We start from the raw sequence: 24,820 nt of genomic DNA, 5'->3' as shown, positions 1-24,820 counted from the left end.
ATCGGGCGGGTTAGCGGATAAACCGCATGTCGCCGAAGTTGGGGATGAGTGGGATGGGGGTGCCGGGGATCTTAACCAGCGCGCGCGGCCAGTAGACGGCGACCGCTTTGCCGATCAACAGCCTGCGTTCGACGTAGGGGCCGCCGGGCCGGCCCCCTTCGCTCCCGCCGCCGTACCAGAGGCGGCTGTCGGCGCTCTCGGCGCTGTTGTCGCCCAGGACAAAGAGTTGATCGTTCTGCGGGTCTTCGAATTGTTGCATCGAAAACTCAACCGATGGGAGCTGGTTGTAGATCGACCAAAGTTCGGGGTCGGTGGCCAGGGCGGCGAGTTGCCCGCGCGACCTGAGCCCGGCGATCAGCCCATCGGGGAAATCGGTGACCCCCTCGCTTCCTTGGGTCGAGGCGTTGGTTGAGATGTAGTAGAGGTCTCGATGGAGCGCAATGCTGGTGACCGACGCGCTGGCGCCGCGTAGGCCGATAGCCGCCGGGGAGAGGTCGCCCTCGTCGACGGGGCTGGTGCGTGGGGCGAGTGGGCCTGCGCTGCCAAACACGACAACCGGGTCGTAGGCGCCGTCGCCGCTCAGCGGCGAGGGGTCGCCGTCAACCCAGAGCCTTAGCTGATCGTCGACGTTCGCGAACCGCAAAGCGTAGACGCCAGGCCCACGGACGCTCGTGTCGCCCGAAAACGTGACGTCGGGCGACGGTGCGCCCGACTCGAAGGCTTCGACGTTGAGCGTCGCCTTGCCTGTCGCTACGTCGATCTCGCAGCGGAAGTGCTGCCCGCTCTCGACCAGTTCCAGCACAACCGCGCCGCTGTCTGACTTGATGTCGAGGGTCGCGTCGAGGATCAGGTCGCCGACCCAGTGGAGGCCCTGCCGGGTCTCGGGGACGTCAAGGTCCTGCACCCCTTGCAGTGACGGTTCTTGGATCGACGTGCGTACGCCAATCGGCTGAGGGCCGCGTTGTTCAACTGCGTTGTACGCGATGAAGTCGGTCACTAGGTGAGGCTTGACGAGGGTCGTCAGTTCGCCCGGTTCGAATCGTCGCGGCTGTCCCTGGGCGAGCGACTCACGCACCGTGCGCCACGCCGCGTAGCCGGGGATGGTGTGGCGGTATCGCAGCCACGACGTGTCCTCGGTGGGGTTTTCAACGTTGTAACGCTGCGTCATGCGGTTCCCGCTGACCTTCACGTCTGCTTTCCAGTCTTCGGCGTCGCTGGTCCACCGGAGGGGCCATCCCGCTTCGTAGAGCGCCGGTGCGTCGTGTTCTGTGTCGTGCACCAGTCGACGCATCACGGCGAGCTTGCTACCTGACTTGCGGGCGATCGACTCTGTTCCGTCCTTCGGGGTGACGTACAGGTCTCCCTGCAAGATGCGGATCGTCTCGCCGGGCAGGCCTACCAGACGCTTGATGTAGTTCGTGCGCGTGTCGCCCGGGAACTTGAAGACAATGACATCAAACCGTTGTGGGTCGGCGAACGAGTAGGCGAACTTGTTGACGACGATGCGGTCGCCGGGACGGGGCTCTTCCCAACGCATACCGGTCGAAGTCTCGGGGACGCTGCCGGGGATATCGTCTGGGCGCACCGGCTGCACGTACCGGCACGAAGGGCACATGGCCGCCACGACTTGGTGCCTGGCGCGGTCGCTCTGCGTCATGCCTGCCAGCCGTTCGTGGTGCTCGTCGCTGCAGCCCGCGCGGTGACGCTGACCACACTGCGGGCAGTTGAGGTCGTAGTGTTGCCCCATGAGCGTGGGCGCCATCGATCCGGTGGGGATCACAAACGGCTCGCCCTGGAACGTGCGGAACAAGAACGCCAGCACGAACGCCACCACCAGCGATTCCACCGTTTCACGCGTGGCTTGCCCCTTCGGCTTTTTGGCGCCGGTCGCCGCGGGCGCAGCCGATTCAGCCCGGGGATCGTTCCCCACGGGGGCCGCGCCGCCACGGGGTCCTCGGCGTTTGGATTTAGCCATCGCTCTCTCGGTCGCCGCTACGCAGTTGGGGTTAGACTCGCCGATGCGCGGCGGGGCCGGACCATAGCACAATTCGCCCTGCCAGCGGAACGTCGTCGTGGGGCTCAAGGGCCGGCCGCTGCTAGCGTCGCCGTCAGCGTACCCCGATTGCCGCGCCTACGACTAGCCGCAGCGGGATTCCCGGCCGCGGCCCGTTGCGGCTGTCCCGCGACTGTGCCCAGTTATCTCCCACGACAAACAGCTCGTCGGGGCCCAGTTTCCAACGCACCCAATCGCCCGGCCGGGGCCGGAGGGCAGGCATCCAGTCGATCGCTTGGCCATCGACCCGCGGGCCGTCTCGTGTGATCTCTACGGTTTCGCCCGGGAGGCCCAGTACCCGCTTTACGCACAACTGGCCTGCGTCGTTCGGGCATTGCAGGACGATTACTTGGCCCCGTTGTGGCGGGACCCCCGCCCACCTGCGATCGATCCATGCCCGCCGCCCCGGTTCGAGCGTCGGCGTCATCGACGCCCCCTGAACCACTACCGGCGTCAGCAGTCCCGTGACCAGAAACGTGTTGACCAGCAGCAGCACCAAAGCAGAGACGACCAGCAGGTCCGCGACCCGTCGGAGGTTCATCGCCATGGACGACTCCCGGGCAAGTCAAGCTTCTGTTCGGGGCGCCGCGCCGTCTTACGACGTGCGATTCCGGTTCTGGTGCACCACCTCTTTCGCCAGGCCGACCGACTCCAAGAAGCGGATAGTCCAGTAGGTGAAGTCCAGCTCCCACCACCGGTGCCCGTGGGCGGCGCAGCGCGGGTGGGCGTGGTGGTTGTTGTGCCAGCCCTCGCCGCTCGTGAGCAGCGCTACCAGCCAGTTGTTGGTGCTTTGATCGCGGGTGTCGTAATTGCGGTAGCCAAACAAGTGAGACAGGCTGTTCACGCTCCAGGTGACGTGCCACACCAGCACCGTGCGCAGGCACACGCCCCAGATGAACATGCTCCATCCCATCCGCACCCCTTCAGCCACCGTGCCGCTCCAGGCCCAGCCGCCGAGGAAACCGAGCACGTAGAACGCCACGGCGTGGGCGGCGTAAACCCAGAACCACATCAGGTTCCGTTCCAGCTTCATGTAGAACGGGTCCTTCAACAGGTCGCGGGCGTAGCGGTCGTAGAAGTCGCTGGTGCCGAAGTACTTGTTCTGCCACACCAGCCACTCGACGTGCCCCCACAGGAACGACACCATCGGGCTGTGCGGGTCCTCTTCGTTGTCGCTGTGGCGGTGGTGGATGCGGTGGATCGCGACCCAGCGAGCCGGGGCGTCCTGCAGGCAGCAGACGCCGCAGATGGCCATCGTGTGCTCGAGCCACTTGGGCGTGATCAGGCTGCGGTGGGTGAGCTGGCGGTGGTAGCACAGGTTGATGCCCACCGCGCCGATCAGGTAGTAGCCAAGCACGCAGGCGATCACCCCCGCCCAGCTAAAGAAGTAGGGGAAGAACGCCAGCAGCGAGAGCAGGTGCAACGCGATGAACGCGTTGAGGTACACCAAGAACATCTTGTTCATCACCGTCGGCGGGCGCCGTAGCTGGCCGGGCTTGCGGCCGTCTTCTTGCGGCGGCAGGTCCCAAGAATCAACGGGCGCTTCCGGGACCGCGATGGATTTGACGGCGACGGACGATGTGTCGCCGGGTGAGCGCGGCTCGTCCACACTGGGCGAGGTTGGCATGGCGGTCTCTCGCAAGATTGGGCAGCAACGGGCGGGCCGACGACTAACGAAACAATCGATCGGCCAGGGTGGGGTGCTTCAGTTCGACTGTGATGTCAGTGTATCTTGTCGGCATAGGCCGTGAACATGGGCGGTTACGGGAAATAGGAGGGTTGTCGATGCGCAGCGCTGCGAAACTAGTCTGCTTGTTCGTCGGGTCGGCGTTGGCGCCGGGCCTGCTGCCTGCTGCCGGAGTTTCGGTCGACCCCGAAACCCCTCTGTGGGAAGGGGTTGCGCCCGGGTCGGAGGGGTCCAAAGTTGTTGAACGCGTCGATCCGCGCGGGTCGGGCGACAATACCAATCGCTGGGTAACCGCCGTAAGTCGCCCCACGGTAACCGTTTATCATCCGTCCGCGGATCACTCGGCCCACTCGGCGATCGTGATCTGTCCCGGCGGGGGGTACAGCGGATTGTCGTTCGACAACGAGGGCTCCTTGGTGGCCCAGTGGCTGGCCGAGCAGGGGGTAACCGCCGCGGTGCTGAAATACCGCCACGCCCCCTTCCGCGACCCCGTGCCGCTCGGCGATGCGCAGCGGGCCTTGCGGACGGTCCGAAATAACGCCAAGGCCTGGGACGTTCGACCCGACCGGATCGGCGTGATTGGCTTCTCGGCGGGGGGACACTTGGCGGCGTCGGCCTCGACCCGATTCGACGCGGGCGATCCAGACGCGACCGACCCCATCGACCGCCGCCCGAGCCGGCCCGACTTCTCGATCTTGGTCTACCCCGTGATCTCGATGAGAGCCGGAATAACGCATGGCGGTTCGCGGGCCAACCTGATCGGCGCCGATGCAGACGAAGCATTGACCGCCGCGACCAGTTGCGAGTCGCTGGTCGCTGAGGACACCCCGCCCGCGATCCTGATCCACGCTTCTGACGACCGGGCAGTGAAGCTCGACAACCCGCTGGCCTACTACCGTGCGCTCGTAGCCCACAACATCGACGCGGAGCTCCACCTCTTCGCGACCGGGGGCCACGGGTTCGGCATGCGTCGTCTGAACAAGCCGGTCGATCATTGGCGCGACCTTGTGCAGGCGTGGCTGGTCGATCGGGGGATGGCCCTCCCGGCCGAGTAGTCGGCGCCCAACTTGCCGGTCGCGGGTCGCAGACCCCGAACCGCCAGGGGTTATTTTCTCGCTACTTCTTCCCAACATGCTGGCATTCCCCCCGGATAGGAAATAGGATTTGGCGGGGGCGAACCATGTTTTTGCCCGCCCGCGGACGATTTTCCGCTCTCCGCTCGCCTGTGTCGTTGCTCTTCCAAGGCCCAACCATGACCGCACAATCCCGTTGGCCGGTTGCGATTTTGTTCGCGACCTGCCTTTCGAGCTCGTTCGTTAGCTCCGCACCCGCCCAGCCGAACTCCGCGGCGCCAAAACCGGGCCCCGCCGTCATGCTGGGCGACTACGTCTCCGCGTTCAACGAGGGAGACGCCAAGAAGCTGGCCGCCTTCTGGACCGAGGACGCCGTCTGGACCGACACGCAAACAGGCGAGCAAACCGTCGGCCGCGGAGCGATCGAGCAACGGTTCGCCGAGTTCTTCGCCGCCAACCCGCGGGCCAGCCTCGCCGGCACGGCAGACACGGTCCGCGACATCACCCCGAACGTGGCCACGATCGACGGCACCGCCGCCCTCTATATGCCGGGCGCCGAGCCGGTGGGCAGCCGGTTCTCTGCGGTGGCGGTGAAGGTGGGCGACGCGTGGCGGCTGAGCAAGGTGGATGAGTCGGACCTGCCGACCCCCACCTCGGCCGGCGAAGCGCTCAAGGAACTCGAGTTCTTGGTCGGGCGGTGGGTGGATGAATCGTCCGCCGACGTCACGGTCGAAACGAATTGCCGGTGGGGCGCCGGGGGATCGTTTCTCGTCCGCTCTTACGTGATCTCCGCCGAGGGCGAAGAGCCCCGCCAAGGCACGCAGGTGATCGGTTACGACCCGCTCACCAAGGGGGTCCGTTCGTGGAACTTTGACTCGGACGGCTCGTTCGGCGAGGGGAGCTGGACCCGCGACGGCGACGTCTTGATCGGCCGGCTTACGCAAACCCTGGCGGATGGCTCGCTCGCCGCGGCGACGCAGATCATCGAACGCGACGGCGACGACGCCTTGAGCGTGCGGATGATCGGCCGCGAGGTCGACGGAGAGCCCGCCCCCTCTGGCCCGGCGGTACGCGTGACGCGCGCCGCGGATCAGCCCACCAACGATCAATAGGAGAACCCCATCATGGGACGCTCGATACTCGTATTGGTGGCGATTACTGCGCTGCTTGCCGGCGACGCCTTTGCAATCGGAGGCCGCGGCGGTGGCGGTGGAGGACGTGGCGGCGGCGGTGGCGGCCGCGTGGGGGGAGGCGGCGGCATGTCGCGTCCTTCGGCGCCTTCCCGCGCTCCGGCGTCCAGGCCCTCGGCCCCGCGCCCCAGCGCCTCCCGACCCAGCTATTCTCGGCCAAGCGCCCCGCGGCCCAGCAGCCCTAGCCTCGCCGGCTCTCGGCCCCAGGTCAGCCGGCCGCAAGTCAACAAGCCTCAAGTCAGCCGGCCGCAGGTGAATCGGCCTCAGGCGTCGCGTCCTTCCGTGAACCGTCCCAGCGGCGCCCTCAACCCCGGCGCCCGTCCCCCGTCGTTGGGGGGAACGAGCCGGCCGAATCTCCCCTCGTCGCCCTCGCTCGGCGGTAGGCCCACGACGCTGCCCAACGTCAGCGCGCCAAGCCTGAACCGCCCCAGCCAAGGGGGGCTGCCGAAGCCCCCCGGGATGACCCGTCCCGCGACCCCGTCGCGTCCCAACCTCCCGTCGCGTCCAAGCACGCTCCCCGGCAACATCGGGTCCACCCGACCCGGCGCCGGCGGAGCGGGGCGCCCGAGCCTGCCCAATGCACCGGGCGCCGGCGGAGCCGGAAGACCAAACGTCCCCAGCCGCCCCGGCACGGGCGGCGGCCGGCCTAGCGCCGGCGATCTGGGCGACTTCTTGGGCATCCAGCGCCCCTCGACCCTCCCGGCCGGACCGGGAACGGGCACGCGTCCGGGCGCCGGCAATCGCCCCGGTGTTGGGGATCGGCCCGGTATTGGTGATCGGCCTGGTGTCGGTGATCGGCCAGGCAGACCGACCACACTGCCGGGAGACGTCGGCCGCCCTGGACGGCCAGGAGTGGGTGATCGCCCCGGCATCGGCGACCGGCCCGGAACGGGTGACCGGCCTGGCGCCGGCAACCGGCCAGACTGGATCGATCGGCCAGGCGTCGGGCCCGGACGCCCGGGCGTTGGCGACCGGCCCATCCACAACCGGCCGGGTTGGGCGAACATCGACAACAGCACCAACGTCAACATCAACAACCGCTGGAACAACGCGGTCTGGGGCAACGGCAACCGTAACGGCGATTGGATCTCCCGCCACCCCAGCCGCTACGCCCGCAACAACTACTGGGGCGTCGGAGTCCGCAACAATTGGAACCGCCGCTGGGGCGCCGCCGGTTGGTTCGGCCCCAACTGGTGGTCGGGCCACTACCACCCGATCGGCGGCTGGCACTACCACTACGGCCTGGGCCGTCACCCCTGGAACTACTGGTGGCGGAGACCCACGTTTGCCGCGTTTGGCACGTGGTTCGCCTGGAACGCGCCGGCCCAAGTCTGGTCGCAACCGGTCTACTACGACTACGGCGACGGCGGCAACGTCTACTACCAAGACGACTCGGTCTTCATCGATGGGCAAGAGGTGTGCTCCGCGGTAGACTTCGCCGCGTCGGCGATGGACCTCGCCACCGTCCAGCCCCCGGCCGGTCAGGCCGCGGCCGAGGCGGCCGAGTGGATGCCGCTGGGGACCTTCGCTGTCTCGTCCGATGAGCAAGACGATTCGGCCGGCCGCGCGATGCAGCTTGCCGTGGACAAAGAAGGGGTCGTCAGCGGCGTCTACTACAGCTCCGACACCGACGCCGCCCAAACGGTGCTCGGCCAGGTCGATAAAGAGACGCAGCGGGTCGCGTTCCGCATCGGCGAGAGCGAAGACATCGTCGCCGAGACGGGCCTCTACAACCTCACCAAAGACGAAGCCCCGCTGCTGGTCCACTTCGGCCCAGACAAGGTGGAGTACTGGCTGCTGGTCCGTCTGGAAGAGCCTCAGGACGAGCAGTAGGTAGATCCCCCGACCGCCCGCCGCCCATCGGGGCGGCGGGTTTTGTCCTTTTGTCCACCCCCAGGAGGACGCGTTTTCGGACAAAACCCTCCCCCTCCGTCGATTTTCCCCGCGTTTTTGCGGTCGCCGTCCGGTTCGGGCGTGCCCGAGGCGAGCAAACTGCGGTTCTCGGAGGGTCTGAGTGGACATGAAAGGGGCTGAGTGGACACAAGCAGGACAAAAGTCGCGCACCTGGTTTTCCCGGGCCAGCGGCCCTGGTGCGGCGGACCGGCTACGTCGGCCGCGACCCCGCATTATCCGGCGGCGGGTGGCTATTTTCGACCACAATCTTGTCCGGCTAGCAGATTCTCCGTGCGGTCGGCGCCAGCCCACGCTCCCGGAAGAAATCGCCCCGGCCCGCCGTCCCTAATTCTCGCGCGTACCGGCGGGATCGCCCTGCGGAAGGATGGGCGGCGGCTCATTGCTGAGGGATCAACCTCTGGCGCCGTTCAACCGCGAGCCGTGTCGCTTCGTCGTTGTTTTTTTGTTCCCTTCCACTAGGCGCCAGAAGCCCCGGGGTGGATATCATGCAGACGCCCGAAGCGGGCCGCCGCCAGAGTGGGAAGGCGCCTGCCGTCGGGGAGATTACTCAAGGGACCTGTGATATGAGCGGAGTCGTGAAGCGAGCCGCGGTGCTGGCCATCGTGCTCGGCGCGGTGGGCCAGGCGCATGGCGCCCAGAGGCCGAACGTAGTCTTCCTGTTGGCGGACGATCAGAACGTGCTCTCGGTCGGCGCCTACGGCAACCCCGAAGTCAAGACGCCGCAGATAGACCGCTTGGCGCGTGACGGCGTGATCTTCGACCGGCACTACAACACCACGGCCATCTGCATGGCGAGCCGCGCCAGCGTTTTTACCGGCATGTACGAGTACAAGACGGGGACCAACTTCTCTCACGGAGACATGCGGCCCGAGGTGTGGCGCAAGTCGTACCCCGTGCTGCTGCGTGAGTCCGGGTACCTCACGGCGTTCGCCGGCAAGTTTGGCCTGGTCGTCCAGGGGAGGGGGATCTGCGAGGGCGACTTCGACATCTGGGGCGGCGGCCCCGGGCAGACCGAGTACGCCACCGCAAAGAATAAATCGATGGCCCGCTACGCCAAACGCTACCCGCACTCAACGCTCTCGTACGGCGCGTTCGGGCAGGACGCGATCCGCGAAGCGGTGAAACAGGACAAGCCCTTCTGCCTCTCGATCAGCTTCAAGGCCCCCCACAAACCGGCGACCCCCGACCCCAGGTTCAACGACGTCTACGCCGGCAAGACGTTCACCAAGCCGGCCAACTTCGGCCGTGCGGCGGGGGCGCACCTCTCCGAGCAGAGCAAGCAAGGGCGCCAGTACCCCCGCTTCACCGAGTGGAAGTACGACACCGACTACGACGCCGAGATGGCCAAGTACTTCCAGCAGGTCTACGCCATCGACGTGGCGCTCGGCATGATCCGCGACGAGCTCACGACACAGGGGGTCGCCGACAACACGGTCATCATCTACACCAGCGACAACGGCTACATCTGCGGGGCCCACGGCTACGCCTCGAAGGTGCTGCCGATGGAAGAATCGTCGCGCGTGCCGCTCATCATCTACGACCCCCGCAGCCCATCGGCGGGCCGGCGGCAGCGGAGCCCGTCGCTCACGGGCAACATCGACTTTGCGCCCACCATACTCGGGCTGGCCGGGCTGCCGGCGCCCGACAACATGGACGGCGTCAGCCTGCTCCCGCTGCTGAGCGACCCCGACCAGGAGGTCCGCCAACAACTGGCCTTCATCAACACGTTCGACAAGCTCCCGACGCACTGCCTCAGCGTGCTGACCAAGCAGTGGAAGTACACCTACTGGTGGTACGGCGACCGGCAGATGCAGCCCACCGAAGAGCTGTTCCGGTTGAGCACAGACCCGCTCGAGATGACCAACCTCGCCGGCAGCGCCGAGGCCGCCGCACAGCTCGAGGCGATGCGCGCCAGGTACGACACCGAGCTCGCCGCTTGGAAAGAACAAGCGACGCCCTACAACAACTACCAGAAGTACGGCCTCCTTTTCGACCGCTCTATCCCGATCGAGCAGAAGGACATCGGCGCGAAGAAGCCGGCCGGGGATCGGCCCAACGCCGCGGCGAGAAGAGCCGCACGGGCCGGGGCGGAAGGGTAGCGGCATGTTGTAGGGGACGCCTCGCTTGTGGCTCGGGCCGACGCGAAGCACCCACAGGCAGCTCCACTCCGAACCTTCCCCTTCAGCGCAGTACCGGCAGTTCGTGGCCGCCGGACGGAATGAACCCGCCGAGTCAGAGTGCTCGAACGCGACCACCGAGCATCTATCGCGGTCCTGTGCATTCTTACGCTAGGCTGTGTCCCTGGTTTGCTGGGGCGACCGTAGCCGTTCGCGAAGAGACACTGGACAGGGGATAGGGTGGAGCGATGGTCCAAATGGACAAGCCGCAAAAGAGATCGGCCCCGCGGTTCAGCCTGCGCACGATGCTGATCGCGTTGACCCTGGGCAGTTTGCTTGCCGGGTGGTTTGCCGCTCGGTACCGGTCCGCGGCGCGTACGGTGGCCCGGCGGAACGACGTCCTATCGATGCTGCTCGACCGCCGTGCACAGCCCCCGGGCGGGCTTCAGTTGGCGAGGGTCGACACCCTGGGGCTGTTCGCGAAGCCGCGTGCCGACATCGATGAGTTCTTCCGTATGGATAGAAGTTCGGCGTCGGCCGGAGCATGGGAGGCGTTCTGGTCAGGGGAGAGCGCCGGGACCACCACGATGGCTTGCTCCTACGAGTTCACTCCCGCGGTCGATGGGCTCCCCGCGGTCGCGCTCCGCGACCGGATCCAGCGTCACTTCGAACATGGCTTCGAGATGATGGCGCTGTTTACCTCATCAACCTCGACCACTACGAGCGACGGCGGCGACCAGGCAAGCGGCCGCCAGATCTGGGCCACGAAGAACAACGGAATCTCTGTGGTGCTCGATACCGATGTCGATACGGTCGATGAAAAGGCGATCGTTCGGATCTTGCTGATCGAGTCGCAATCGGTCGGGGCGTGGTAGCGCGCTACCCCGGTCCGCGTGCCACCCACGGCCACTTCGCGCCGCGGGTTGTGGTGCTCGCTCACGCTGCCCACAATGCGGGCCCATGGGGGCGCACGTTGGCGTGCAACCGATCACGAATGGACCTAGGAAAGCAAACCGATGCAGAAATGGAATTCGACGCTGGCGGCTTCGGCGTGCCTGGCGTGCCTTGTGGCTAGCGGGTGCGGGCAGGAGCAGGTGCGGGCCCTCCCGGTCAGCGAGGAGGCTGTCAGCGGGCAGGCCGCCGGCGGGCAGGCGCCACGGGTTGAGCGGGTGTTGACCCAGGCAGAGCGGGACAAGCTGACGCCGGACGACGTGCTCAAGTCGCTGACAGACGGCAACAAGCGGTTCGTGGCCGGCACGCTCACCAGCCGCGACCATTCCAAGCAGGTGCGCGAGGCGGCGCTCGGGCAGCACCCCAAGGCAGTGATCTTGTCGTGCCTCGACTCGCGGATCCCGGTTGAAGACGTGTTCGACCGCGGGATCGGCGACGTGTTCGTCGCCCGCGTGGCCGGCAACTTTGAGAACACCGACATCCTCGGCAGCATGGAGTTCGCCTGCAAGGCGGCGGGCGCCAGGCTGGTCTTTGTCCTGGGGCACGAGCACTGCGGCGCCATCAAGGGGGCGATCGACGGGGTCGAGCTGGGGAACATCACCGCGATGCTGCAGAACATCCGCCCGGCCGTCGACCACTTCAAGGACTACGAAGGCGAGAAGACGAGCGCCAACCCGGAGTTCGTGCACATGGTGGCCGAAGAGAACGTCCGCCAGACGATCGACCGCATCCGAGCGGGCAGCCCGATCTTGAGCGAGATGGAATCCAACGGCGACATCAAGATCATCGGGGGCATCTACGAGATGAAGACGGGGGTGGTCGAGCTGATCACCGAGTGACGGGGGCCCACTTCCCGCAACCCGCCTCGTAAGACCGCCGGTTGTCGGTTCTGGGCGGCGGTCCGGGGTCGGCTCGATGGGTCGCTGCGCCCGACCTGAGGGGGCGACGTGCCCCTGCACGCCGCCGCTGGTTCCCGCCCGAATCGGCCGCGTTCGATCTTGACCTGCGGCGACCGTCCGGCTGAGAATCGCGGCCGGACGGGGGCTAGGAGTAGGCCCCCATGCACCGGACGCACCCGAGCAAACACCCCATGAGCAAGCCGACCATTCTTACCCACGCCCGCCTATTGCTGCCGCTGCTGGCCTGCGCCGCCTGGGCGCCGGCCCTGGCCCACGCCCAGGGGCAAGAAGAGCAGACGGTGCGGGCCTCGATGGAGGTGCTGAACGAGATCATGGCGATCCCCGCACAGTCCATCCCACAGTCGATGCTCGACGGCGCGGTGGCCGTGGCGATTGTGCCGCGGGTGATCAAGGGAGGGTTCATCATCGGCGCGCGGATGGGGCACGGCACGCTGATGGTGCGCGACGAGCGCGGCGCCTGGAACGCGCCGCTGTTCATCACGCTCACCGGCGGCAGCATCGGCTGGCAGGCGGGCGTGCAGTCGACCGACGTCGTGCTGGTCTTCAGGAGCCGCAGGAGCCTGCAGGGGGTGCTCACCAGCACGCTCACGCTGGGGGTCGACGCGGCGGCCGCGGCGGGGCCGGTAGGACGGCAGGCCTCGGCGGGGACCGACGCCCACCTCAATGCAGAGGTCTATTCCTACGCACGCAGCAGGGGGCTCTTTTTGGGCGTCTCGTTCGACGGCTCGGTGCTGAAGGTAGACAGCATGGCGAACGCCGCCTTCTACCCGCGGCCTGCGCCGGGGCAGCCGGGGGTGGTTCCCCCGTCGGCGGTGGAACTGGTGCAGTTGCTCTCACGCTATAGCGGCCCGACCGTGGTCCCGGAGCCGACCGTTGCGCCCGCGGCGCAGCAGCAGCCGGTCGCCCAGTCCCCGCAGGTGCCCGCCATTTTGGCGCAGCAGTATGCGACGTCTGAATCAGACGTGCTCCGCGATCAGCTGAGCCAGACCGCTCCGCGGCTGTTTGGGCAGTTGGACCCAGCGTGGCGGGGCTACCTGGCGTTGCCGGCCGAGGTGTTCTCGGGGCGGACGCACCCGTCGGTCGACGCCGTGAAGGCGTCGCTGCAGCACTACGATCAGGTGCGGCAGAACCCGCAGTACCAGGCGCTGGCGGCGCTCCCCGCGTTCCAGTCGACCTACGGCCTGCTGACCCACTACCTCAGCACGCTCGGCCAGATCGAGGCGCCGGTCAACCTGCCCCCCCCGCCCGCAATGGCGGCGCCGTAAGGACAACGAGGTGGGGCGAACGGCGCCTCGCTGCGCCGCGATGGTTCGGGCCTACTTTTTCTTCCACGTGTCGTCTGCTTCCAGCACCCCCCGCACGGCGTCGCCGGCGAGCCACTGCTTCGCCTGGGCGTCGTCCTTGAGGTACGCGTCCCAGAAGGCGGTGGTGACGGCCAGGATGGCGCGGTGGTGGTTGGGGTTCCGGGGGTGCTTCTCGCCGGGCAGGGCACGCTCGGTGAAGGCGGAGTGCTGGGCGTTGTGCATCACGAGCTCGTACTTGTCGCCCGGCGGGAGCGCCGGGTAGACGCCCAGGCGGGAGTCGAGGTCGGCGCCCCCGATGGGGGAGATGTCCTTGGTGCCCGTGAGCAGCATCCACGGGATCGAGACGTCGGCAAAGGCCTTGGCGGCGCTGCCGCCGCGCGGCGTGCTGGGGCTCATCACTACGGCGGCCTTGATCCGCGGATCGGTGAAGCCCTTGCCCACGGGGGGCGACTGGCCGCTCACGGCTTGTGTGGTGACCGCGCCGAACGAGTGCCCGGACATGCCGATGCGTTGCAGGTCGATCCGCCCGGCGAGCGCGTGGCCCGACTGGCTATTCCACCGCTGCAGCGCGTCGATGGTCGCGGGAACGTCGCCCGCGCGGAGCAAGAAGTTCTCGAGGTTCGCTGCCTGGCGCATCGCCGCCATCCGTTGCAGGGGGCGGGCCTCTTTCCACACGGAGTCGTCGCTCCCCGGGTGCTGCAAGAAGACAACCACGTACCCGCGGGCGGACCAGTGCTTGCCGAGGTACGCACTCATCTCGCGGCTGCCCCCCAGGCCGTGGCTGAACATCGCCAGCGGCGCGGGGTCGCTGCTGTCGGGCAGGTAGACCCGCAGCGGGATCTCGCGCGCCCGGGGTTGGTCGTCAACCGACAAGTCCAGCGGCGCCGCGTGCTGATCGGCGCGGGGCGGATCGATGCGCAGCGGGTCGTACTGGGCGCGCACGCTCGGGCTTGTCGCCAATAGCAGAACCAGCAGCACAAGTCGCACGGGGGAACCTCCAGGGATCGAACGCATTGGGAGAAACTCGATCCGTCCAGCGACCGAGCGCCCGCTTGCCACTCATTGAACCCTACCCGGCAGACTGGGTGTCGCGGCAAATAGCCGACGGGGCAGTGCCCGTCGGCCAGCGACTGGCCAGGGTGCGTCTCAGGCCTCTTTCTTCAGCGGCAGGGTCACGGTGAAGCGGGCGCCCTCGCCCGGGCGGCTGTCGCAGCGGATGGCGCCGTGGTGCGCCTCGACGATCGTCTTGCAGATGCTCAGCCCGAGCCCGGCGCCGTGGGTTTGATCGCGCTGCCTGGCGCGGTCCGCGCGGAAGAAGCGGTCGAACACGCGCGGCAGGTCGGCGGGGCCGATCCCCAGCCCGTTGTCGGCGACCACCAGCTCGGCGAGGCCGCGGGTCGGGTCGACCGAAAGGTCGATCTGCACGCTCCCGCCTTCGCCCGTGTACTTGATGGCGTTGTCGATCAAGTTGTTCACCACCTGCCGGAGGTGGGGCTTCACGCCGACCACCAGCGGGTTGTCCTGGACCGCGAGCGTCAGGCACACGCCCCGGCTCTCCGCCACGCCGCGGAACATATCGACCGCCTTCTCAACCACCTCGCCCAACGCGGTCGATTCGACGATCGGCTGGTCGTGCGACACCACCGCTTCGGAGAGCAGCAGCACCTGGTTCACCAGCACCTCCAGCGACGCCGACTCCTCGATCACTTCTTCCAGCAGCGACCGGTAGTCCTGCGTCGATCGCTCGCCTGCCAGGGCGACCTCAACCGAGCTGCGGATCGCGGCGATGGGCGTGCGGAGCTCGTGGGCGGCGTCGGCCACGAAGCTCTGCTTCTCCGCGACGTACTCCGCGATGCGGTCGAGCAGGCCGTTGATGGTCGCCGCCAGGCGGTCGAACTCGTCCTCGGCGCCGCGTATCGGCAGGCGTTCGTCGAGGTGGGTGGGGCGGAGCCGGGCCGCGGTCTCGGTGAGCGTCTCGAGGTTGCGTGTGGCCAGCCCGGCCATCCAGTAGCCGCACAGGGGAGAGGCCAACAGGATCAGCAGCCCGGTGGCCGCCACCGCACGGTCGATGCCCCCCATGTCGGACCGCAGCGGCGCCAGCGAGGCCCCGACATACGTCTGCTGCACTCCGTAGGGGTTCGCGGGCGCAGCGGCGCGCAGCACGCGTACGTCGTCTACCGTGTGGGGCCCGGCGCCCACCAGCGCGTCGAGGGGGAGGTCGTGGGCCTCGGAATCGCGGCTGGTCCAGATGGGGTTCTTGTTGGCGTCGACGAAGGCGACAAACCATTGGTGCTGCTGGTGGCCGATCGCTTTGCGGCCGAGCGCGTCGGTCACGGCGACGAACCCGTCGGGAGACGCGTCGGAGAGCGCGAGGCCGACCTCCTTGGCGTCTTCGCGGAGCACCTGGTCGATCTCGTGCAGCAGCGTCCACCGCACGGCCTGACGCACCCCGATGAGCGCCACCAGCGCGATCGTAGCAACCGCCAGCGCGTTCCAGGCGGCGATGCGGAAGCGGACCGAGCGGTGGAAGGGGGGCAAGAGGGCGATAGCGGCGGCGCGTGCGTCGGAGGTGTGCGTGCGTTGCGGTAAAGAAAATAGCTGCCGACCTACGGCCGGCGCGCTAGCAAGCTGTAAGCTTGGCGCGCCGCGCCGACCGTAGATCGGCAGCTATTGAATTCGTGCGTTTGTGCTTCTGGTCGTTGCCACTCATCACTCATCACTACTCACTACTCGTTTCACTCTCCGCCCTCAGCACATAGCCTCGTCCGCGCACCGTGTGCAGCAGGGGGGCGTCGAACCCGCGGTCGATCTTGGCCCGCAGACGCGTGACGTGCACCTCGATCACGTTGGTCACCCCTTCCCAGTCGGCCTCCCAAAGGTGCTCGCAGAGCATCTTGCGGGTGACCACCTGCCCCGCGTGCCGCATGAGGAACTCGAGCAGGCTGAACTCGGTAGGGGTCAGGTCGATCTCCACACCGTCGCGGTTGACGCGGCGCAGCGCCAGGTCGAGGTTCAGCGGCCCGGCCTGGTAACGCTGCGTCGCCAGCGGCAATGCGCGGCGCGTCATCGCGTGGAGCCTGGCGAGCAGCTCGTCGAACGCAAAGGGCTTGACCAAATAGTCGTCGGCGCCGGCGCGGAGGCCGGCCACGCGCTCGTCGACCGAGCCGAGCGCGCTGAGGATCAGCACTGGCGTCTGCACGCCGCGGCGTCGGAGTTGGGCGAGCAGGTCGAGGCCCGGCAGGTCGGGGAGCATCAGGTCGAGCAGGATGACGTCCGCGTTCTGGGTCATCGCGGCGGCCAGCCCCTCCTCGCCGTTGCGGCGCCAGGCGCACTCGCAGTGGTTGTCTTCCAGGCCGCGCTTGATCGCCTTGCCCAGCACGGCGTCGTCTTCGATGACTAGGATCTGCATAACAAAGGCTGAGGGGGCGGCGGCTGTGCGGGGCGCGTGCGGCGCTTGCGGTCTTAAGTCGGCATTCTTGCTGGTTTTGCAGGAAGGACGCGGCGCCTTACCGAATTGTAATCCTTTGTGCGTGGCTGCGCCCCGATGATTGACGTAGAACTTGCAGTCTACCCCCATCGCTGCCGCCCCACCTCGATACGGCCTCCCTCACCGCCCCGCTGTGCCGCACACTTCCACGTTTCCGTCGAGCACGGCGCCCCTCGTTTCGCACCCACCGGCGCCAGACCTCGCCGCGGAGATCGAGCACCTGGCCCACCTGCTGCCGTCGCAGGGGCCGATCACGGTGTTCGTGCACCACAACACGCTGCACGCGTTCGAGGAGCAGCCGTTTCACGAGGCGGTGGTCGCCGCGGCGGACCTATTCGACTGCCACCCCTACCTTCCCGAGGCAGAGTACCGGGCCCAGCTCGACCGCGGCCGGATCCGCCCCGCGGACCTCGACCGCGAGCTGCTGGCCGTGCTGGGGGACCAAGGGGACGAGCTGCTGGGCGCCCTGGGAACCCGACACGCGCTGTGGCTGGCGATGCTCGAGCGGCCGCTGTGGGAGGGGCCCGACGCGGAGATCCGCTGGTACATCGACGAAACAGAGTCGCTGTTCCGCTACCGCCCTGAGGTAGAGACGGCCACCCGCGAGCGGGTGGTATCCCAGACGCGGCGGTGGGTTGTGCGCGACTACGCCAACGGCGCGCGCGAGCGCTGCCCCCTCAAGCAGGAGGTCGACGCGCTGATCGAGCGGTTCGGCGGAGCAATTTTTGAGTCTTGGAACGCGGGGGACTGGGAGCCCTTCACGCTGCACCTGCTGTGGCGCGCGTGCCGGGCCGGGGTCGACCTAGCGGCCGAGAGCCGCCCTCCGCGGGCGGCCCGGTCGGGCGATCGCGACCGAGAAGCGGCAGCGCTAGTCGATAGCGAGATGATCCGCTTCTGCGCCGCGTACCTCGACCAGGGGCTGGCGCCCTGGCGCCTCCCCGACTGCGAGCAGGGGTTGCTGCGGGCGTTCGTGAACTTGCACCGCGGTTCGAAGCCGCAGACCGCGTGGCTGCATGGGTTGCCGGCGCTGGTGCAGGAGGTCGACGCGCTGGGGTGCGACGCCCAGGCGTCGATCGCCGCCTCGCTGGCCGAGCTACGCGTGACCCCGGACGACCGCGAGCGGGTCCTTACCGAAGCACTGCTAGAACTCCCCGGCTGGGCCGGCATGGTTTGGCAGATGGAGACCAACGCCGAGTGGACGGTCCGCCCCGCGCCGCGCGGCACGCTGGTGGATTACGTGGCGGTCCGCCTGTTGCTCCAACGATTGGCGAAGCAGCGCCTCGACGCCGATCCCCTGTCCGGCAGGACGCCCGATCCGCAGGGGGGAGAAAGCAGGCTTCAGCAGGCGTTCTCGGTGTTTCAGATCGCGCAGGTGCGGGGTTGGACGCCCGTCGACCTGATGTCCCTCTCGGCGTACGAGTGGCGGAACCTGATCGAAGAAGTCGACGCGTTCTCCAGCCGCGAGCGGCGCCGGGTCTACCATCAAGCCTACGAACGCCAGCTCCGGGAGCGCACGCTCGACGCGATCCGCGCCCACGCCGCGGGCCTGAAGCACGCCCCAGCGCTCGCGGCGCCGGAGTTTCAGTTGGTCTGCTGCATCGACGACCGCGAAGAGTCGTTCCGCCGGCACCTCGAAGAGGTGTTTCCGGCGTGCGAGACGTTCGGCTTCGCTGGGTTCTTTGGCGTGGCGATGTACTACCGGGGGGTCTCCGAGGCCACGTACCGCCCCCTCTGCCCGGTGAACGTCAAGCCGCAGCATTTCGTCCGCGAGACCCCCGCCTATTCGGCCGAGGGGACGAGCCGGCGTCAGGAGAAGGCGCGGCAGACGCTGGGACGCGCGGCCCACGGCATGAACCAGGGGAGCCAGTCGTTTCTTGGCGGCGCGATCGCGGGGCTGCTGGGCGCCGCGGCGACGCTGCCGATGGTGCTGCGGATCCTCTCGCCGAGGCTCGCGGGGCGTTTCGCCAGCTTCTTCGGCCGGATCGTGGTCCCCAACCGTACGCAGTTGACGCTGGAGCGGACCGCACAGTCGCCGGGGAGCGCGCCGGACGAGCTGGGCTACAGCATCGACGAGATGACCTCCATCGTCCACGGAACCCTGACCGCCATGGGGCTGACCCGCGGTTTTGCCCGGCTGGTGATTATCACCGGCCACGGCTCGAGCAGCGTGAACAACCCCCACTCGGCCGCCTACGACTGCGGCGCCTGCGGCGGCGGACGCGGCGGGCCCAACGCCCGCGCCTTCGCCCGCATGGCCAACGACCCGCGGGTGCGCGAGCGGCTCGCCGGGCGCGGGATGCAGATCGACCAGGCCACCTGCTTTATCGGGGGGTACCACAACACGGGGGACGACAGCTACACGCTGTACGACCTCGACCTGCTCCCAACGACCCACCGCGGCGTGCTGAACCGGGCCAGCAAGGCCATCGACGAGGCACGCGCCCGCGACGCCCACGAACGCTGCCGCAGGTTCGAGTCTGCGCCGCTGTCGCTCAGCCCCGCGGCGGCGCTCCGGCATGTCGAGGGGCGGGCGTCGGACCTCTCACAGGTGCGGATCGAGTGCGGCCACGCCACCAACGCCTACACGTTTGTCGGCCGCCGGGCGTGGAGCCGCGGGCTGTTCCTCGACCGCCGGGCGTTCCTGGCGTCTTACGACCCGGAGGCAGACGACAAGGCCAGGTCCGTCCTCGCCAAACTGCTCAGCGCCGTGATCCCGGTCTGCGCCGGCATCGCGCTGGAGTACTACTTCTCCCGCGTCGACAACCGGGGCTACGGCTGCGGCACCAAGCTGCCGCACAACGTCACGTCGATGCTGGGGGTGATGGACGGCGCCGGCAGCGACCTGCGGACCGGGCTGCCGTGGCAGATGGTCGAGATCCACGAGCCGGTGAGGAACCTGTTTGTGATCGAGACAACGCCCGAGGCCATGCAGCGGATCATGGCCGACAACGCCGCGATCGACACGCTGGTGCAGAACGACTGGGTGCAGTTGGCGCTGTTTGATGCAGAGAGCCTCGAGATGAAGCTGTTTCAGAACGGACGCTTCGAGCCGTACCAGGCGCCGCTAAGCCAACTGCCACGCGTCGCGGAGTCGATCGAGTGGTACCGCGGTCAGCGCGATCACCTGGGCTTCGCCACGATCGATCCCGCCGCCGAATCCACGTCCACGGGGGCGACGCGATGACCGCCGAGTCGATCATGGCGTTCCTGGCCCCCGTTGTGCTGATTGCCCCGGCCGCGTTGTTGGCCGTACAGGGGCTGGCCGCGTTGTTGTCTCGGCCCTTGAGTGAGAAGCATTCGGCGTTGGTGACGCAGGTAGCCGTGACTGCCGGGCTGACCGCTGCGATCGGGGTGCTCGCCTTGATGCTGGCAAGCGGCTCACGCCATGTGGGCATCGAACTGGGCAACTGGGTGTCCCTGCCGAACGACGAGTTCGGCGAGCACTTTGTCTTCCACCTGCACTTCGCATTCGACCGGCTGTCGGCGCCGTTCACCATCTTGTCGTTCCTGTTGGTCGGCACGATCGGCGCGTTCGCCAATCGCTACCTGCATCGCGAGCAGGGCTACGGTCGCTTCTTCTTGCTCTACGCCGTGTTCTTGATGGGGATGGTCACCGCGGTGCTGGCGGACACCATCGAGACGCTGTTCCTGGGATGGGAGCTGGTCGGGCTGTCGTCCGCGCTGTTGGTGGCCTACTTCCACGACCGCCCCGCGCCGGTCAACAACGGGCAACGCGTGTGGGCCATCTACCGGTTCGCGGACGCCGCGTTCTTGATGGCCGCGGTGGCGCTGCACCACGTCACCGGCGCCGGCGACTTCGCCTCGCTCACGGGGCAGGGGCCCTGGCCCTACGGCGTGGCGACCATGGCGCCAGAGAACGCGCTGTTCATCGGGCTGCTGCTGCTTGGCGCCGCCGCGGGCAAGAGCGCCCTGGCCCCCTTCTGCGGGTGGCTGCCGCGCGCGATGGAGGGGCCCACGCCGTCGAGCGCCGTGTTCTACGGCGCCCTCTCGGTCCACCTGGGGGTGTACCTGCTGCTGCGGGTCAGCCCCATCCTCGAGCTCTCACCGCTGCTTTCGGCGGCCGTCGTCATGCTGGGCCTCGTCACCGCGGTCTACGCCGCGGTGGTTTCGCGGGTCCAGTCAGACGCAAAGTCGATGCTGGCGTTCGCGTCGCTCACCCAGGTGGGGATCATCACGGTCGAGATCGGCCTCGGCTTCCGCTACTTGGCCCTGATCCACATGATCGGCCACGCCTGTCTGCGGACGCTGCAGTTGCTGCGGACCCCCAGCCTGCTGCAGGACCGCAACCAGATCGAGAACGCCATCGGGGCGCGCTTGGAGGAAAACCGCGGCGGCTCCTTGCTGCGGTTGCCGCCGGCGGTCGGGCGATCGGTCTACCGATTCGCGATGCAGCGGGGATCGCTGGACGCGCTGCTCGACCGCTATATCGTCGCGCCTTTTATTGCGGCGTTCTCGTGGTGCCAGCGGCGCGAAGAGGACTGGGCGGCTCTGCTCTCGGGCGAACGTCCGGGGCAGGCTGAGCAGCAACCTAGCGACAAACGGGGCGCCGCATGACCACACTCCACCTCCCTTGGCTTGAGCTGGCCGTGCTGGCGCCGCTGTTGGGCGCGGTGTTGGCGGCCCGCAGGGTCGATGTCGACTGGGCACGCAAGATCAGCCTGGCGGCGTCGGGCGCGGCGCTGCTGTGCGTCACGGCGGCCTGGATCGACCTGGTGTGGGTGCACGCGTTCGCCGCGCACGACGGGTACGACCTGCTCGCCACGGTGTTCGGCGCCGACCCGCTGGTGATCGACGAGCTGAGCGGGCCGCTGCTGCCGCTGGCCGCGCTGCAGTTCTTCTTGACCATCCTCGCTACGCTCCGCACCAAGGCGGCCAGGTTCTCGTTCACGTGGACGCTGATCGCCGAGGCGATCGTGCTGGCGACGCTGAGTTGCAGGACCCCCTGGATGCTTGTGTCGTTGATGACGCTGGCGGTCGTTCCACCGTGGGTAGAGCTGGTGCGTCGCGGCGCCTCGCCGCGCGTCTTCTTGATCCACATGGCGCTGTTCGCCGCGCTGCTCGTCGCCGGTCAGACGCTGGTGGGGGCGTCCTCCGGGCAGGGGACGCTCCGCTGGCTGGGCGCCGGGCTGATCGCCGCGGCCGTGCTGGTCCGCAGCGGCGTGGCGCCGCTGCACTGCTGGATGGCCGACCTGTTCGACCGGGCAAGCTTCGGCACCGCGCTGCTGTTTGTCACGCCGCTCACCGGCGCCTACGTGGCGCTCCGCCTGCTGCTGCCGGTGGCCCCCGGGTGGCTGCTGGGCGCGGTCGAGCTCGCCTCGCTGGCGACGGCGCTCTACGCCTCGGGGATGACGCTGGTGCAGACCGACGCCCGCCGGTTCTTCAGCTTCCTGTTGCTCAGCAACGCCTCGCTGGTGCTGGTGGGGCTAGAGATCGCTACCCCCATCGGCCTGACCGGCGGGCTGTGCGTGTGGCTCTCGGTGGGCCTCGCGCTAACCGGGTTCGGCATCACGCTCCGCTGTGTCGAAGCCCGCAAGGGCCGCATGGCGCTCGACCGCTTCCACGGGCTGTACCAGGCCTCGCCCACGCTGGCCGGCTTCTTTCTGCTCACCGGCCTGGCGAGCATCGGCTTCCCGGGCACGATCGGCTTTATCGCGATGGAGCTGCTGGTCGACGGCGCCGTGTCGTCCACCCCCTTGATCGGCGCGGCGGTTGTGCTGGTCGCGGCGCTGAACGGGTTGGCGGTGATGCACGCCTACTTCCGCATCTTCACCGGATGCGAACACACCGGAACGATCGACCTACGGATCCGGCCCGCCGAGCGCGTGGCCGTACTGATCCTGTCCGCGCTGATGATCGGCGGAGGGATCTTCCCGCAGGCGGGGGTGGCCTCACGCCGCCACGCGGTGGGCGCCCTGCTGAGGCAGCGCGCCAGGTTCGAGGCGCCGGCGCCGCACGCTTCCAATCACGGGCCCAACCACGGGCCCGTTTCCGCCGCTGTCTCGGGCGGCTCTTTCCCTGGAGCTTCGTAAGATGAGTCATCCTGCTGCACGCTCGCCCCAGACGGCCCCGGGGCCGGCCGGTGAGGTCCCCGTCGGCGACGCCAGCGGGTTTGTCCGCTACCTGAAGCACGACCTGCTGTCGGGCTTCTTGGTGTTCTTGATCGCGTTGCCGTTGTGCCTGGGCATCTCGCTGGCGTCGGGGTACCCGCCGCTGGCGGGCATCTTCACGGCCATCATCGGCGCGATCGTCACCACGTTCCTGAGCAACTCGGAGCTGACGATCAAGGGCCCCGCCGCGGGCCTGATCGTCATCGCGCTGGGCTGCATCAACGAGTTCCAAGCCAGCCCCGGCGCCGCCGGGTCGGCCTACCAAGCGGCCCTCGCGGTGGGGGTCGCCGCGGCGGTGCTGCAGATCTGCTTTGGCCTGTTCCGTGCGGGGATCTTGGGAGAGTTCTTCCCGTCGGCCACCGTGCACGGCATGCTGGCGGCGATCGGCGTGATCATCATGATCAAGCAGATCCCGGTGGCGCTGGGCGTGTCCGCCAAGGGGGAGCCGCTGGAGATGCTCCGCGAGATCCCCACCTACGTCCGCGAGGCCAACCCCGCGATCGCGGCGATCGGCTTGGTGAGCATCGCCATCATGTTCCTGTGGCCGGTGGTGAAGAAGCGGCTCGGACCGATCGGGCTCATCCCGGCGCCGATGATCGTGCTGCTGATCGCGGTCGGCATGGGGGAGGGCTTCGACCTGCTGCACAAACACTCCTACACGCTGCAGAACCACGAGTACCAGCTCAGCGACCGGTTCTTGGTGGCTATGCCCGACCACGTGTTCGGCATGTTCGAGCAGATCGCCTTCCCGGACTTCACCGCGCTGAACCAGCCGATGGCCTGGAAGTGGGTCTTCATGTTCTTCGCCATCGGCAGCCTCGAGTCGCTGCTCAGCGCCAAGGCGGTCGACCTGCTCGACCCCTGGAAGCGTAAGACCAACATGAACCGCGACGTGATGGCCGTTGGCATCGCCAACCTGGGCGCCGCCATGGTCGGCGGGCTGCCGATGATCTCCGAGATCGTCCGCTCCAAGGCCAATATCGACAACGGCGCCCGCACGCGCTTCGCCGACCTGTGGCACGGGCTGTTCCTGCTGCTGTGCGTGGCGCTCATCCCGATGGCGTTGCACCACATCCCGCTGGCGGCGCTCGCCGCGATGCTGGTCTACACCGGCTTCCGTTTGGCCCACCCGATGGAGTTCGTGAACGTCTACCGGATCGGCAAAGAGCAGCTAGCGATCTTCGTCACCACGCTGGTGATGGTGCTGGCGACCGACCTGCTGATGGGGGTGGCCGCGGGCATCCTGCTAAAGATCAGCATCCACGTCGCCAACGGCGTGCCGTTGCGTTCGCTGTTCAAGCCCTACCTGGAGATCCAAGACCTCAGCCCCGACACCAGCCTGATCATCGCCCGCGATTCGGCCGTTTTCAGCAACTGGATCCCGTTCCGGCGGCAGATCGAGCAGATCGGGCTGGTGCAGAAGCGGAACCTGATCATCGACCTCTCCGACGCCAAGCTGGTAGACCACAGCACGATGGAGAAGCTAGAAGAGCTGCACGCCGACTTCCAGAAGGAAGGGATCGGGTTCGAGGTCCGTGGGTTGGGCGCCCACCGCCAGCTCTCCAAGCACGCCCTCGCGGCGCGCAAGCAGGAACTGACCAGGATGCGGAGGATCACGGTGCTGGCCGACGCCAGCGCCGAGGCGCAGCTTGAGCGCGGGCTCGCCGAGTTGGGCGCCCGCGGGTTCTCTAGCTCACCCTGCCGCGAGCTGCGCGGCGCCCACCGCCAGAACGGCACGCCCGGCGCCGACGCGATGGTGCGGATCGAGATCATCGCCGCGCCGGGGGACGCCTCGACGTTGTTCGACTACCTGGAGAACGAGCCTTTCGCCGGCGGACGCGTTGTGGTGTTCTCTGAGTTGATCGAGGTGCTGCGGTCCGATCCCGACCCGCTGGTCGACGGCGGTCTTGCGTCGGACGACCAGCATGCGTTGTTGGAGGCCTCGCGCTAGACGCGGCCACGCGCGATCGCTTGGATAAGCTACGCTGTGGTTGCT

18 protein-coding genes are annotated in these 24,820 nt (G+C 67.9%); 11 read left to right on the top strand and 7 right to left on the bottom strand.

Features of this window, described 5'->3' with window-relative positions; all coding sequences use genetic code 11:
* Window positions 1-10: 10 nt before the first annotated feature.
* The 3 genes from lepB (Pla175_RS18080) to Pla175_RS18070 all read right to left on the bottom strand — a co-directional run bounded on the left by lepB (Pla175_RS18080) (window position 11) and on the right by Pla175_RS18070 (window position 3,680).
* Window positions 11-1,930 (bottom strand): signal peptidase I, encoded by a 1,920-nt coding sequence (lepB, locus tag Pla175_RS18080; RefSeq protein ID WP_231953957.1) that lies wholly within the window; start codon window positions 1,928-1,930, stop codon window positions 11-13.
* Window positions 1,931-2,108: 178 nt separating this feature from the next.
* A complete protein-coding gene (gene lepB / locus Pla175_RS18075; RefSeq protein WP_145288401.1) occupies window positions 2,109-2,600 on the bottom strand; it encodes a signal peptidase I in 492 nt (163 codons plus the stop codon).
* A 48-nt stretch (window positions 2,601-2,648) separates the two neighbouring features.
* Window positions 2,649-3,680: an acyl-CoA desaturase gene (locus Pla175_RS18070; RefSeq protein ID WP_145288398.1), complete on the bottom strand. Its 1,032-nt coding sequence runs from the start codon at window positions 3,678-3,680 to the stop codon at window positions 2,649-2,651.
* A 158-nt stretch (window positions 3,681-3,838) separates the two neighbouring features.
* On the opposite strand from Pla175_RS18070, the gene Pla175_RS18065 reads away from it, so the two are divergent.
* Both Pla175_RS18065 and Pla175_RS18060 read left to right on the top strand, forming a co-directional pair.
* Complete coding sequence (locus tag Pla175_RS18065; RefSeq protein WP_197526956.1) at window positions 3,839-4,795, top strand: alpha/beta hydrolase; 957 nt, start codon at window positions 3,839-3,841, stop codon at window positions 4,793-4,795.
* 197 nt (window positions 4,796-4,992) lie between these two features.
* Window positions 4,993-5,925 (top strand): YybH family protein, encoded by a 933-nt coding sequence (locus tag Pla175_RS18060; protein ID WP_197526955.1) that lies wholly within the window; start codon window positions 4,993-4,995, stop codon window positions 5,923-5,925.
* Window positions 5,926-6,266: 341 nt separating this feature from the next.
* Here Pla175_RS18060 and Pla175_RS18050 read toward each other — a convergent pair whose 3' ends face one another.
* The gene (locus Pla175_RS18050) at window positions 6,267-6,539 is read right to left on the bottom strand and encodes a hypothetical protein (protein ID WP_145288387.1); all 273 of its coding nucleotides are present in this window, start codon (window positions 6,537-6,539) and stop codon (window positions 6,267-6,269) included.
* A 316-nt stretch (window positions 6,540-6,855) separates the two neighbouring features.
* Here Pla175_RS18050 and Pla175_RS18045 point away from each other — a divergent pair, with 316 nt between their 5' ends.
* The 5 genes from Pla175_RS18045 (at window position 6,856) to Pla175_RS18025 (ending at window position 13,170) form a co-directional block, all read left to right on the top strand.
* On the top strand, window positions 6,856-7,836 hold the full coding sequence (locus Pla175_RS18045; RefSeq protein ID WP_145288383.1) for a hypothetical protein: 981 nt from the start codon (window positions 6,856-6,858) through the stop codon (window positions 7,834-7,836).
* Window positions 7,837-8,480: 644 nt separating this feature from the next.
* On the top strand, window positions 8,481-10,016 hold the full coding sequence (locus Pla175_RS18040; protein WP_145288378.1) for a sulfatase family protein: 1,536 nt from the start codon (window positions 8,481-8,483) through the stop codon (window positions 10,014-10,016).
* A gap of 275 nt (window positions 10,017-10,291) precedes the next feature.
* On the top strand, window positions 10,292-10,909 hold the full coding sequence (locus Pla175_RS18035; RefSeq protein WP_145288375.1) for a hypothetical protein: 618 nt from the start codon (window positions 10,292-10,294) through the stop codon (window positions 10,907-10,909).
* Window positions 10,910-11,050: 141 nt separating this feature from the next.
* The gene (locus Pla175_RS18030; RefSeq protein ID WP_145288371.1) at window positions 11,051-11,824 is read left to right on the top strand and encodes a carbonic anhydrase family protein; all 774 of its coding nucleotides are present in this window, start codon (window positions 11,051-11,053) and stop codon (window positions 11,822-11,824) included.
* A 251-nt stretch (window positions 11,825-12,075) separates the two neighbouring features.
* Window positions 12,076-13,170 carry a lipid-binding SYLF domain-containing protein gene (locus Pla175_RS18025; protein ID WP_145288368.1) on the top strand — a complete coding sequence of 365 codons (1,095 nt, stop codon included), beginning with the start codon at window positions 12,076-12,078 and terminating at the stop codon, window positions 13,168-13,170.
* A gap of 51 nt (window positions 13,171-13,221) precedes the next feature.
* Here the strand turns inward: Pla175_RS18025 and Pla175_RS18020 are convergent, their stop codons facing one another.
* The 3 genes from Pla175_RS18020 to Pla175_RS18010 form a co-directional block, all read right to left on the bottom strand.
* The gene (locus tag Pla175_RS18020; RefSeq protein WP_231953955.1) at window positions 13,222-14,196 is read right to left on the bottom strand and encodes an alpha/beta hydrolase family protein; all 975 of its coding nucleotides are present in this window, start codon (window positions 14,194-14,196) and stop codon (window positions 13,222-13,224) included.
* 159 nt (window positions 14,197-14,355) lie between these two features.
* Complete coding sequence (locus tag Pla175_RS18015; protein WP_145288362.1) at window positions 14,356-15,747, bottom strand: sensor histidine kinase; 1,392 nt, start codon at window positions 15,745-15,747, stop codon at window positions 14,356-14,358.
* 181 nt (window positions 15,748-15,928) lie between these two features.
* A complete protein-coding gene (locus tag Pla175_RS18010; protein WP_145288358.1) occupies window positions 15,929-16,618 on the bottom strand; it encodes a response regulator transcription factor in 690 nt (229 codons plus the stop codon).
* A gap of 211 nt (window positions 16,619-16,829) precedes the next feature.
* Between Pla175_RS18010 and Pla175_RS18005 the strand changes: the two genes are divergently transcribed.
* The 4 genes from Pla175_RS18005 to Pla175_RS17990 are packed head-to-tail and all read left to right on the top strand — an operon-like array spanning window position 16,830 to window position 24,775.
* A complete protein-coding gene (locus Pla175_RS18005) occupies window positions 16,830-19,880 on the top strand; it encodes a DUF2309 domain-containing protein (RefSeq protein WP_197526954.1) in 3,051 nt (1,016 codons plus the stop codon).
* Entirely contained in the window at window positions 19,877-21,271 is a 1,395-nt protein-coding gene (locus tag Pla175_RS18000; protein WP_145288350.1) for a proton-conducting transporter transmembrane domain-containing protein, read from the top strand. The genes Pla175_RS18005 and Pla175_RS18000 overlap by 4 nt, the downstream gene beginning before the upstream one ends.
* Window positions 21,268-22,746, top strand: coding sequence for a proton-conducting transporter transmembrane domain-containing protein (locus tag Pla175_RS17995; RefSeq protein WP_145288345.1), 1,479 nt, complete (start codon window positions 21,268-21,270; stop codon window positions 22,744-22,746). Before Pla175_RS18000 ends, Pla175_RS17995 begins: the two co-directional genes overlap by 4 nt.
* A gap of 1 nt (window position 22,747) precedes the next feature.
* Entirely contained in the window at window positions 22,748-24,775 is a 2,028-nt protein-coding gene (locus tag Pla175_RS17990; RefSeq protein ID WP_145288342.1) for a SulP family inorganic anion transporter, read from the top strand.
* The last annotated feature ends 45 nt before the right edge of the window (window positions 24,776-24,820 follow it).

The organism is Pirellulimonas nuda (assembly GCF_007750855.1).
Lineage (GTDB): Bacteria > Planctomycetota > Planctomycetia > Pirellulales > Lacipirellulaceae > Pirellulimonas > Pirellulimonas nuda.
This window is presented reverse-complemented; position numbering and strand designations above follow the sequence as displayed.

Bases quoted from the DNA above. Each gene is read 5' to 3' on its own strand.
- Pla175_RS18030 (WP_145288371.1), top strand. From the start codon at position 11,051: ATGCAGAAATGGAATTCGACGCTGGCGGCTTCGGCGTGCCTGGCGTGC.
- lepB (WP_145288401.1), bottom strand. From the start codon at position 2,600: ATGGCGATGAACCTCCGACGGGTCGCGGACCTGCTGGTCGTCTCTGCT.
- Pla175_RS18040 (WP_145288378.1), top strand. From the start codon at position 8,481: ATGAGCGGAGTCGTGAAGCGAGCCGCGGTGCTGGCCATCGTGCTCGGC.
- Pla175_RS18065 (WP_197526956.1), top strand. From the start codon at position 3,839: ATGCGCAGCGCTGCGAAACTAGTCTGCTTGTTCGTCGGGTCGGCGTTG.
- Pla175_RS18000 (WP_145288350.1), top strand. From the start codon at position 19,877: ATGACCGCCGAGTCGATCATGGCGTTCCTGGCCCCCGTTGTGCTGATT.
- Pla175_RS17990 (WP_145288342.1), top strand. From the start codon at position 22,748: ATGAGTCATCCTGCTGCACGCTCGCCCCAGACGGCCCCGGGGCCGGCC.
- Pla175_RS17995 (WP_145288345.1), top strand. From the start codon at position 21,268: ATGACCACACTCCACCTCCCTTGGCTTGAGCTGGCCGTGCTGGCGCCG.
- Pla175_RS18070 (WP_145288398.1), bottom strand. From the start codon at position 3,680: ATGCCAACCTCGCCCAGTGTGGACGAGCCGCGCTCACCCGGCGACACA.
- Pla175_RS18025 (WP_145288368.1), top strand. From the start codon at position 12,076: ATGAGCAAGCCGACCATTCTTACCCACGCCCGCCTATTGCTGCCGCTG.
- Pla175_RS18010 (WP_145288358.1), bottom strand. From the start codon at position 16,618: ATGCAGATCCTAGTCATCGAAGACGACGCCGTGCTGGGCAAGGCGATC.
- Pla175_RS18060 (WP_197526955.1), top strand. From the start codon at position 4,993: ATGACCGCACAATCCCGTTGGCCGGTTGCGATTTTGTTCGCGACCTGC.
- Pla175_RS18035 (WP_145288375.1), top strand. From the start codon at position 10,292: ATGGACAAGCCGCAAAAGAGATCGGCCCCGCGGTTCAGCCTGCGCACG.